The sequence below is a fragment of the Agrobacterium sp. 16-172Ci genome (assembly GCF_053522725.1).
Genome location: NZ_JBNWBW010000048.1, coordinates 1 through 10,116, shown reverse-complemented (window position 1 = coordinate 10,116; position 10,116 = coordinate 1). Strand labels below are relative to the sequence as shown.

The following is a 10,116-nucleotide window of genomic DNA, read 5'->3' as shown; positions in this document are numbered from 1 at the left end:
GGGCCAGCGCGATCAAGGACTTGATCGCAAAAGAGTCTTTTCACCGCGCAGACGCGCCGTGGCTGGATGCCGGATCAAGTCCGGCATGACGGAAGAGAGACATTCATCTGCAGCTTCCCATTTATCTAGAGACGACCCCGGCGCAGACAGCCCACCCCCCTCACCACCGAATACTATACCGCGCACTCACCCCCGGCCGGAAATGATCCGCATAACCCTGATCGAGCGTCCCCCGCACAGTCAGATTGTCGCCGATCTTCTGCTCCACCGCCACGCCGCTGCTGAACTCGTTGAAACTGTTACGGCTCGCCCCCGTCAGCACAAAGGCCGTGCCGGTCTCGGAGCGGGAAAGGCGCAGCGACTGCGACACATCCAGCCCGTTCCATTGCTGCGCCGTGCCGTCATAACGCACGGTGAAATTGCGGTTCGCCTCGATATCCAGCTCCGGCGTAACGATGCGCTTCTGCTGCGAGGTCACGGAAACGCTGCTCGATCCCGTCAGCGCATTGAAGATGACACCGACATCACGGGCAAGTGAAACGCCTGGCAACTGTTCGGCCAGCAGCGTGACATTACCCCATACCCGCACCGGCGTATCCACCACCTGCCCCGTTTTGGAAGCGCTCATGCCCATTTCCAGCCCCGCGCGAATGGGCGTATCGACCGGCAGTTTCGCACCGATGCGCGCCGTATAGGAACGGTCGGAATTCTTGACCGGCTTCCAGATCAGCCCGGCCTCATCGGCGTGTGCCGCGGTGCCAGCGGCGGTGAAAAGAGACAATAGAAGGGTAAAACCCGCTTGTGGCGACATATCTTGTCCCCTTGCAAATTAAGGGCGCACCGGGAGAACCCGGCAGGCACGGTAAAAGCTTAAGGCCAATGGTTTGGCAGCGATAAGGCCGCACAAGAGCGGCACACAATGCCCGAACGACCGCATGCAGCGGCCGGGGCAAATCATGCTGCGCAGGGTGCCAGATGAACGGGAGATGAACAAGAGCAGATGCAGCAAAAAATCATGCTGCACTGCATTGTGATCGAAACGAAGATACGAAGCCCGCGCGACCGCCCAGAAACCGGACGCCCAAAACAAAAGGGCCGCAGCTTTCGCTACGGCCCCTTGTTCAATCAGCTTGCACTGAAGAAGATTATTCGGCGTCGCCTTCAGCGGCCTTCTTCTTGGCCGGAGCCTTCTTCTTCGGAGCGGCTTCTTCGCCTTCAGCGGCGTCGTCAGCCTTGGCAGCGGCCTTTTTCTTGGCCGGGGCCTTCTTCTTGGTTTCCGTTGCTTCTTCGGCGTCGTCAGCCAGAAGCTCTTCCTTGGAAACGGTCTTGTCCGTTACCGCGATTTCGGAAAGCAGCTTGTCGATGACCTTTTCTTCGAAGATCGGAGCGCGCAGCGAAGCGGAAGCGCCGGGGGTGTTGCGGAAGAAATCGAGGATTTCCTTCTGCTGGCCCGGGAACTGCTGCAGCTGCTGGAACAGCGCACGCTGCATTTCTTCTTCGGTCACTTCAACGCCGGCCTTTTCGCCGATTTCGGAGAGAACGAGGCCGAGACGGACGCGGCGTTCAGCCAGCTTGCGATATTCTTCGCGGGCTTCTTCTTCGGTCGTGTCTTCGTCAGCGAAGGTCTTGCCGGACTGAGCGAGATCGGTGTTGATCTGGCGCCAGATGTTGTCGAACTCGGCGTCGACGAGGCCAGCCGGCGTGTCGAATTTGTACATTTCGTCCAGCTGGTCGAGGATCTGACGCTTGACCTTCTGGCGGGTAATGTTGCCGTACTGGCTTTCGATCTGGCCCTTGACGATTTCCTTCAGCTTTTCAGCCGATTCGAGACCGAGCTTGGTGGCCAGTTCGTCGTTGATTTCAACAGCAGCGGCAGCAGCAACTTCCTTGACGGTGATGTCGAAGTTGGCTTCCTTGCCGGCAAGGTTCGCAGCCGGGTAGTCGGCCGGGAAGGTCACGGTGATGGTCTTTTCATCGCCAGCCTTGACGCCGACCAGCTGGTCTTCGAAGCCGGGGATGAAGCGGCCGGAACCGAGAACCAGTTCGGCATCTTCAGCAGCGCCGCCGTCGAAGGCAACGCCGTCAACCTTGCCGAGATAGTTCATGGTGACGCGGTCGCCATCGGCGGCCTTGCCCTTCTTGGTCTCGTAGGTGCGGGCGCTTTCTGCGATCTTCAGAATCTGCTCGTTGATTTCGTCTTCGGAGACTTCAACAACTTCGCGGGTAACCTTGATGCCGTCATTGGCCTTCAGTTCGATGGCCGGAATGATTTCGTAGGCAACGGTGAATTCGAAGTCGGATTCAGCCGACAGGATCTTTTCGGCTTCCTGCTCGTCTTCGGTCATGGAGATGGCCGGCTGCGTCGCAGACTTTTCGCCGCGGCTGGAAAGGATTTCGGTCGGCTTTTCACGAACCAGCTCGTTGACGAGGTCGGCCATGATGGACTTGCCGTACATCTTCTTCAGGTGGCCCATCGGCACCTTGCCGGGACGGAAACCGTTGATGCGAACCTTGTCCTTGGCGTCAACCAGGCGCTCGTCCAGACGGGCCTTCATGTCGGCAGCCGGAATAACGACCTTGAGTTCGCGCTTCAGCCCTTCAGCGAGCGTTTCGATAACCTGCATTTTCTCAAACCTTCACATCATGGCGGCGGTGCTCAGACAGCCGTTGGTTTACTTTCGAGCACTGCGCCGGAAACATCGTTCCCCGGCCGTGGCTTCTGTTATTTCGTTACACAAGCGCCTGCCGGACACCTTTGCGCCTGCGCCGGAGAGAAGACCAAAGGGGAATAATAAACCCCGAAGCTCCCGCATCCCTAAGGATGCACTCTGGCGCAAGCGTGGCGCAGCCATGCCTTGCTTGTGGTGCGGGTAGAGAGACTCGAACTCCCACGCCGAAGCGTTGGTACCTAAATCTAACTCACGCCCTTTACTACCCACAAACGCGCAGTAAATTCAATCTGTTAGCTCTCGCCTCAATCTCTATACTTGCACTTGTGTCACGCTGAAATGGCACAGTGTGTCATGTGTCATGCCCGCGTTTCGGCCTCCTGATACTCTGACATGCGTTGAATGGCAAGCCGTTTGCGCTCAGCGGAAGTATGGGCGTAACGCTGCGTGGTTTCGATCCGCTTATGGCCCGCGAGTTCTTGGACCGTGCGAATGTCAGCCACGAGGAGCATGTTCGTGACAAAGGTGTGACGCAAGACGTGCGGCACATAGTTGCGATCATCTGACATTTTGAGATCGCTTTGCATCTGCTTCCAGTGATCGCGATACCATTGCGGCTTGTGGACAAACAGCTTGGCATCTGGATCGTTGAGGAACTTCGACCGGCGCTTCAGAATTTCCTTTGCGCGGTCTGTGAGGGGAACGTCACGATTGTTCCCCGCTTTGGTGTCGTAGGTCCAGAGGTCGGCCTGATCAGCGTCCCTCTTGGTGATCTTCAACACCTCCCCCTGACGGAAGCCTGTATCGAGCGATATAACAATGTAGTCCCGCAACTCATCTTCGGCTCGATCCTCACACCATTTCAGCATGGCGTTCAGTTCCTCCTCACCGTAGAACCTGACACGGCATTGCCGCTCTTTGATCAGGCCAACCGGAAAGAGGTTGTCGAGCTTCTTCAAATTGAAGGCTTCCTTGCATAACGTCGAGAAGGCGGCGAGCTTGCGGTTGATGGTGGCGTCTGAACGCTTCCATGCCGCGACCTCTTTCTTGATCTTCAAGGTGTCCTCATAGCAGAGACTTTTGACAGGACGCTGTGGCCCTAAAATCTCGATTACGTGGCGACCATTGAGGCAAGAGGTCTTCTCTGCCTTGGTTCCTCTCCATCTGGTTTCAGCGACCAAATCGAAGAGGTCTTGGAGGGTCATTTCCGGCTCGGTGGATTTTACTCCGACCTCATATTCACCGGACATTAAAGCGGCCTTCGTTTTGGCTTCCCAAATCTCGGCCTCATGCTTCGTAGCGAAGTCTTTCCTTACCCGCTGTCCTTTCCATGAAACAGCGGCTTGCCAAGAGGCCCCGCGTGGTTTAACTGGCATCGCACATCCTTTCGTTGCCCAGTTGGCGGAATTGGTAGACGCAACGGTTTTAGGTACCGTCGCTGAGAGGCGTGGGGGTTCGAGTCCCTCACTGGGCACCACTTTCTAAGCAATTCAGTCTACCCCCGAATTGGTGGCACCCATTAGCTGCTCTATGCGGGCAGCTAAGAGTTTTCCTGTTGGTGTCAGGAAACAAACAACGTTGCGCTGATCTAGGGGGTCACGCTCGGTCCTAATGAGCTTGAGACCTTCAGCACCACGCCGACCAGCCCAGTCGCCAAGATCGCCCAAGGCGCGGCTCACTGAGGGCTGAGGAATGCCGGTATTCTTTCTAAGTTCGGATGAGGAAATCCCCTCCTTCGCGGCTATGCAGGTGAAGACCTCAAGGGCCTGTACCGATATGCCAGCTTTACCGTCCTGAAGCTGTCGCACCTCTCCAAGCACCGCTGAAAGGCGGGAAAAGATAGTTCTAGGCATAGTCAAAGTTCCTCTTGATCGGCCCACCACGGGCCAGAGTACGCGAGGAACTCATACACCTGTGATTAGGTTTTGACAACGTGCAACGCGAAGTAGCACCGACCTAGCCAAATCTCAACTTCCGAGCCTTGGCGGCGGCAATCGAAAAAGTGAGTTAAGATGCGGGATGAATTAACCTCCACATACATCTCAAATCGCTTTGTTTTCTTGAAAAAACGCACTCTGTTCACCTCGTCCGATGTTCTCGTCTTGTTCACGTTTCACAAGACCCCTTGGCTATACCCCTAGCCCGCCATACCGTGCAAGTTGAAATTCAACCACTCGTGGATATATAAGTGGCTTAAATTCCCATCAAATCATTGTCATAGCGGCCCCATGCGTATGGTCTTGTTAGACTTTTTTAACGTTTTGTTTCTGGGTTCACAGAACCCGTTCGAACAAACGCGCATGGCAGCTATGCATCACCGCATATCTTCTTTGAGTCGGACTTGATGGCCGAAGGCTGGTAGTCATTACCAAAAACGAAGTAAAAACAGACGGTTAGTCATTGCGGAAATCACCGCTTTGCCGACAATATGGCTAATTGTTGACACAGCCTGTGAATTACTGTGGATACACCACGACCATCAGGGGCTTATAATATTTGCCCCCTAGGTTTCGGCCCTCTGGCCTCGTCAGGTGGTTTCAGGCGCGGGCTGCCCAGTGCTGAGCGTTCCGGCAAACTCAGCGGCAATTTCAACCGCTGGCCGCACAAGTTCTGGGTATTCTGTGAAGTTCGAGAAGCTGAAATAGCTCAGCATCGACGGGACAAATTCCCAGTCAAAGCACAAGCCACCCCTAACCTCCTCGCTCAGGGCCGCGTAAACGGCCTCTATCTGGGGAGCCATATGTAGGCAGGCGTAGCGGGAATGAACGGCCCCGCGATTGTCCCGGTACTCGGTCCATGCGGTTTCCGTGTCAGTCTCCAGCCAAGCCTCCCAGATGCAGAGAGCTGTATGGGCGTGGTCGAGGGTCAAGGTCTGGGCCATCAGGAAACCACCGTAAGAACGGCCTCGATCTCGTCTCTCAAGCGCGTCAAGGCTTTGGGACTGGTCCAGAGCGCAACACGGTCACCTGCCTTGGCGTCCTCTGGAATAGTCAGGTAGATCACCCCCTCACCATTACATTGCTCGACCTCGAACCCGCATTGCGGCTCGATCTCAGCGCGAGATTTTCCCATATCGTCCTCTCATTATGGCAGCCATCATCAGCCACGGGATGCCAGCCCATGGGACAGGCCCGCGAGAGCCTGTTTCGGCGTTTTAGATTGTCAGTGAGTGTCGGCCCTACTGGGCGGTGCGGAAGGCTGGTTTCGGCTGGCCGGTCGTCCGTAGTTCCGGCCTCGCCAATCGATGAAATCGCGTCCCTCAATAGCAGCCATGGCGCGGGCGTCTGTCGGGTCGGTCACCATTCACGCCCCCCCGTTCAGCTTGCGAATGGCCGCATCAATGGCCGCCTGATTGTCGCCAGTCGTGACAATCTTGAGGTCTTTGCGCTTCCAAGCACCACTATCGAGGTAGCCTGCAAGCTCGGCCTGAACGCATTCTCGATTGTAATCCCCGAACTCGGGCGACCACCGGCCATCAATGCGGACGGCCAATGTGTAATATTTCCTCATGCCATTTCCTTTCATTCCGGCAGCCATCATCAGGCGAGCCATGCCAAGGCCCGCGACAGGCCCGGGAAGAGCCTGTTTCGGCGTGTTCAGAGGGGATTGCGGTTGAGCCAGCAGGCGCACGCGAAGACGATGAGCGACCAGCCGATGAGGATGTTAACGAAGATATCGTGGTGCATTTGATCCACCCGTGAGTGCGTTAGGACAAAGCTTCGCCGGTCGTGGTGGGCATCTCTAAGCGGCTTACGATATCATGGTCACTGAGGGCGTTCACGAAGATGCGCCCGCTGCGGTGCCAGAACTCAGGAACCCCGTTCTGATAGTGGCCTCTACACCCGAAATCATTGAGCTTGGAGGCACGCTTGACGGTGACGACCTCGCCGGCTCTTGTCCGGTATTGGCCGGGTTCCGTTATGATGACCGGGTGCGTGACCAGAGGAGCGAAATAAGATGAAGTCATTGGCCTGCCTCCAGTTGCCGCAAGGCCGCTTCTTTCAGAACGCAGATATTGAAGGATAAGGACCAGCCATCCTTATTCTCCTTCCGCAGTTTCGTAACGCGAACATCCATTTGCGTGCTGAGGCTGAGTTCGTCCCAGTCTCTCAGTGAGGTGTAAGGGCTGTTGAAATAGTGGTCGCCCGCAGCGAGGGCCACGCGGCATTTGTCGAGCAGGTAGGTAGGAATGCGAATGTTCGCAGCCTCGACATACTGCCCGTAGTATTCGCGGTGGAGCGCATAACGCCCTTCGGGTGTCTCCAAGGCAGCGTGGCGCTTCCAGAAATCTACACGCGTCATGACCATGCTTGCATCCTTTGCTAGATTGATTAGGATGCTGAAGCGGGAAGCCCGAAAGCCTCCCGCCCCATCGCTAGATGGTTAGGAATAGGGTCACGGTGAGGCGCACCGTGGCCTTTTTCATTTTCCAGCGAAGGGTGATTGACCATGTGACCATGGCAATTCCTCCAGCGTTGCCCCTGTATCGTCGAGGCTTCCGAGTGCGGGCATTCATGGGCCGTTCGTCACGGCCAGCAAGCGCACCACTCAAGGCAGCGCTTAGGCTGCCCTCAATGGTAGGCTTGAGCGGGACTAGACGCCCCGCCAAGGTATTCACGAGTGGTTACGATTGGGCGCGCTTAGCCAGATAGTCACAGCGGGCAATCGCTATTGAGAGACCGTCAGGTGTCTTAGCGTATGCGCTATCGCTGACGCTGTGAGTGGCCCCGACCTTGTAGACCGTGTAGCTATCCCGTTCACGGCCCACCCAGTAGTTACCGGCTTCATGCATGATATCGGCTTCGGTCATAATTACCTCATTCACGGGTGGATGGTTTCGGCCATGCTTGGCCTCATCAGCGGGGCAGCTACAGCCCCGTACCTATTCAATTGTCAAAGAACCCTGCCCTGTAGGTCAGTCCCGCCTCGTCTCCGATTTGGTGAGGGCAATGTATTCACATGGTAATTGATTGGCAACCGTTGGAACCTACTTACCCGTGAATTATTTGATAAGCCATTGATTTTGATCCGATCTTTTTACGATCGCTGGCCGCTATGGCTGCCTATGTGTCACGTTTAGGTGGGACGAAAAGGCATAATGCCAGGGCGATTTATGACAGGATGAGGCGTCGTTTAGGTGCGGTAACGCTCCAGCCAATCGCCAAGCTGTTCATTCACCTCGTCCACGGTCTCAAGGATAGCGTGATAGACGATACCGCCATTCAACACGATATTCACCCTTCCCGGCTGCTCTGGGACTTCCTCAACCGCAATGACGTTCAGCGGGTTGATCGCCACTGTCCTAGCGTTGTTCCCCTCTTTATCCGCCACGGTGAAGTTAGGGAGCTTATTATCTGGACCAGTAGAGGAGCGCATGATGTGTCCTTATGGTGTGATTGAGGGGCCACGAAAAAGCATAATACACCCCATGAAAAAGAGGCAAACAAAAGCAGCGACACAAGCCAGCCTCAGGCCCCTAAGCCTGCCCTAGCCGTGCCACATAGGCTCATCTTTAGATCGATCATCTAATGCGACACCTAATGATTTCAATGTGTTAGCTGTCATGTGGCACGATCATGTGGCATTGAGGCTGCCCCAGAGGCCGGAAAGGCTCGTCGAAGAGGGGCGGCGGGGGGATTTGGCGTGGCCTTTATTCTGATCTGACCTCAGAAATTTTTAGGCCAAACATTTGGGGAACCTTCAGGCCCACATCACGGCCCCTATTGCGAGGCCCAGACCAACACCTACGGCCAGCCAGAGGAGCCAAGGGCCTTGGAACTCGGTCTTGTTAGGTCCGTATTCGTTGCTCATTTAGCGGCCTTCTTGGGGGCGAGAGCAGCGTAGCGTTCGCAGCCCCCAATGTTACCGTCTACCTTGGTGTCGATCACGATACCCTTGGTGTCCACGATCAGGTCGAGCTTGCAATGGTAATTGTAGCTCTCGGTCGTCGAACCCTGAACCTGCGTATAGATCGCCTGCCCGCCTACGTAGGTTGTGGCTGTGTTATAGGTCGGTACCGTGTAGGAGCCTGAGTTCTGGTTGAGCCAGCTATAAACGGTGAAGCCTGCGATCTTCTTCTCTTGGTCGGGGAAGCCCAGTCGCTTGAAGGCTGTCTGGTAGTGCTGCCCTTTGAAGGTGTTAGCTCCAGCGTCAATTTGCTCTGAAGTAACACAGCCAGCGAGCGCAGCGAGAATGGCTGTGGCGGCGGCCACGCGGATGAGTTTCATGAAGTACCCCCTTGATTGAGCATTCACGAATACACAACCGAGGAATCGCCCTCAAGCCCCCCTATAGGTTACCTTAAGGTTTCTTCTGGGGATCAAGGAGGTGGATGGGGGTTTCTTCCACCTCCATCCATCCTAAAGATCATTCGGAGGGAAACTCTTTTTCATCAGTCTCCCCCTCCTCCCCTTTAGTATTCTCTCCTAAAGGGTGGGGTAATTAAAGGTTGGTCTTCAACCGAGGTTAAACCATCTCAGGTTGTCGTCATTGGTCCTTCCGAAGACGGTCTCCGAGAAGCTCTCAAGCTCTCGCTTCAGCATCTCCGCTCTGTGGTCTTCAGCGGCCTTGTCGGTGTCTCGGGCCATATGCTCCACCCAGTAGGTGACAGCGATTGCCAGGGCATCGAGACGGTCATCGTTGATCAGCGCCCCACGGTCGCGTGTGATGCGGGTGAGCTGGTAGAAAAGCTGTCTGTGAGGCTCAGCCTCGAAGTCACGCTTAACGACCGCGCTATCGACCACTAGGCGGTGCTGGTTCAAGACAGGCTCCAGAACGTCGCAGATGCGGCGCTCCTTCTGCGTGGAGTGCTTGACCTCTTCGATGGTGACCGGATGAACCCGTGTGAAGACAGGCTTCAGGAGCTGCGTGAACATGCCATCACCAAAGTTCGCTTCGACGATTACACGATTGACGTTGTGGACCTTACCGAGCGTGGCGAGGGCCTTCAGCGTGGTTTCTGCATAGCCTTCCTTGAAGCCGCCTGACGCGACTAGGAAGAGGTTGCCGTGAAGGATTTTGACGATGGCGTAGGCCGTCTCGTCACCGCCCTTGCCCGAGGGGTCGATTGCCATGACCGAGCCGGAGTATTCCGCCATCTCGTTCGAGGTCCACATAGGACGATGGAGACGGTCACCCTGAAGGCCCACGCTTGGGAGATCGGAGATGATCTTCTCGGGGTCATTGCACCATACCAGCTTGGCCGGGGCCATGCGGGGGTCGAGAGAGGAGACGATCATGTCAGAGAGCTTGAGCGGGTATTTGTCCTGATCGCTCAGTGACGTATCGAGCATGAACTGAAGGGCGAAACCTGAGCGACCATACGAGGCTTCACGCTCGATGAGGTCTTGCTGTCAATCGGCGCGGAATGTTGACCCCTTATCGGCGTCCAATATTCACCCCCTGTAGGCGATCAGCGCTTGGCCTGCCCGGCGCTGGCCGGGGTTGC

At 56.0% G+C, this 10,116-nt stretch carries 13 protein-coding genes, 1 tRNA gene and 1 other RNA gene; 1 reads left to right on the top strand and 14 read right to left on the bottom strand.

What is annotated here, in order from left to right; all coding sequences use genetic code 11:
* Nucleotides 1-160: 160 nt before the first annotated feature.
* The 3 genes from ACQZ40_RS25305 to ACQZ40_RS25295 all read right to left on the bottom strand — a co-directional run bounded on the left by ACQZ40_RS25305 (nucleotide 161) and on the right by ACQZ40_RS25295 (nucleotide 4,045).
* Nucleotides 161-811, bottom strand: a complete 651-nt coding sequence (locus ACQZ40_RS25305) for a hypothetical protein (RefSeq protein ID WP_448748889.1) — start codon at nucleotides 809-811, stop codon at nucleotides 161-163.
* Nucleotides 812-1,145: 334 nt separating this feature from the next.
* Nucleotides 1,146-2,624 carry a trigger factor gene (gene tig, locus ACQZ40_RS25300; protein ID WP_065656126.1) on the bottom strand — a complete coding sequence of 493 codons (1,479 nt, stop codon included), beginning with the start codon at nucleotides 2,622-2,624 and terminating at the stop codon, nucleotides 1,146-1,148.
* A 404-nt stretch (nucleotides 2,625-3,028) separates the two neighbouring features.
* Complete coding sequence (locus ACQZ40_RS25295) at nucleotides 3,029-4,045, bottom strand: tyrosine-type recombinase/integrase (RefSeq protein ID WP_448748888.1); 1,017 nt, start codon at nucleotides 4,043-4,045, stop codon at nucleotides 3,029-3,031.
* Nucleotides 4,046-4,061: 16 nt separating this feature from the next.
* Between ACQZ40_RS25295 and ACQZ40_RS25290 the strand changes: the two genes are divergently transcribed.
* A tRNA-Leu gene (locus ACQZ40_RS25290) sits at nucleotides 4,062-4,146 on the top strand.
* A 13-nt stretch (nucleotides 4,147-4,159) separates the two neighbouring features.
* On the opposite strand, the gene ACQZ40_RS25285 is transcribed toward ACQZ40_RS25290, so the two are convergent.
* From ACQZ40_RS25285 to terL, 11 genes are all read right to left on the bottom strand, one after another.
* The gene (locus ACQZ40_RS25285) at nucleotides 4,160-4,522 is read right to left on the bottom strand and encodes a MarR family winged helix-turn-helix transcriptional regulator (protein ID WP_448748887.1); all 363 of its coding nucleotides are present in this window, start codon (nucleotides 4,520-4,522) and stop codon (nucleotides 4,160-4,162) included.
* A gap of 674 nt (nucleotides 4,523-5,196) precedes the next feature.
* Nucleotides 5,197-5,550 (bottom strand): hypothetical protein, encoded by a 354-nt coding sequence (locus tag ACQZ40_RS25280; protein WP_448748886.1) that lies wholly within the window; start codon nucleotides 5,548-5,550, stop codon nucleotides 5,197-5,199.
* Nucleotides 5,550-5,741 carry a hypothetical protein gene (locus ACQZ40_RS25275; protein WP_448748885.1) on the bottom strand — a complete coding sequence of 64 codons (192 nt, stop codon included), beginning with the start codon at nucleotides 5,739-5,741 and terminating at the stop codon, nucleotides 5,550-5,552. Before ACQZ40_RS25275 ends, ACQZ40_RS25280 begins: the two co-directional genes overlap by 1 nt.
* A gap of 12 nt (nucleotides 5,742-5,753) precedes the next feature.
* An RNA gene (locus ACQZ40_RS25270) (hammerhead ribozyme type II) lies at nucleotides 5,754-5,821 on the bottom strand.
* 151 nt (nucleotides 5,822-5,972) lie between these two features.
* A complete protein-coding gene (locus ACQZ40_RS25265; RefSeq protein WP_448748884.1) occupies nucleotides 5,973-6,221 on the bottom strand; it encodes a hypothetical protein in 249 nt (82 codons plus the stop codon).
* Between the two features lie 154 nt (nucleotides 6,222-6,375).
* Nucleotides 6,376-6,636, bottom strand: coding sequence for a hypothetical protein (locus ACQZ40_RS25260; protein WP_448748883.1), 261 nt, complete (start codon nucleotides 6,634-6,636; stop codon nucleotides 6,376-6,378).
* The gene (locus ACQZ40_RS25255; RefSeq protein WP_448748882.1) at nucleotides 6,633-6,977 is read right to left on the bottom strand and encodes a hypothetical protein; all 345 of its coding nucleotides are present in this window, start codon (nucleotides 6,975-6,977) and stop codon (nucleotides 6,633-6,635) included. Before ACQZ40_RS25255 ends, ACQZ40_RS25260 begins: the two co-directional genes overlap by 4 nt.
* Nucleotides 6,978-7,293: 316 nt before the next feature.
* On the bottom strand, nucleotides 7,294-7,479 hold the full coding sequence (locus tag ACQZ40_RS25250) for a hypothetical protein (protein WP_448748881.1): 186 nt from the start codon (nucleotides 7,477-7,479) through the stop codon (nucleotides 7,294-7,296).
* Between the two features lie 323 nt (nucleotides 7,480-7,802).
* On the bottom strand, nucleotides 7,803-7,967 hold the full coding sequence (locus tag ACQZ40_RS25245) for a hypothetical protein (RefSeq protein ID WP_448748880.1): 165 nt from the start codon (nucleotides 7,965-7,967) through the stop codon (nucleotides 7,803-7,805).
* A gap of 509 nt (nucleotides 7,968-8,476) precedes the next feature.
* Nucleotides 8,477-8,896, bottom strand: coding sequence for a hypothetical protein (locus tag ACQZ40_RS25240; protein ID WP_448748879.1), 420 nt, complete (start codon nucleotides 8,894-8,896; stop codon nucleotides 8,477-8,479).
* Nucleotides 8,897-9,124: 228 nt separating this feature from the next.
* Complete coding sequence (gene terL, locus ACQZ40_RS25235; RefSeq protein ID WP_448748878.1) at nucleotides 9,125-9,961, bottom strand: phage terminase large subunit; 837 nt, start codon at nucleotides 9,959-9,961, stop codon at nucleotides 9,125-9,127.
* Nucleotides 9,962-10,116 lie beyond the last annotated feature (155 nt).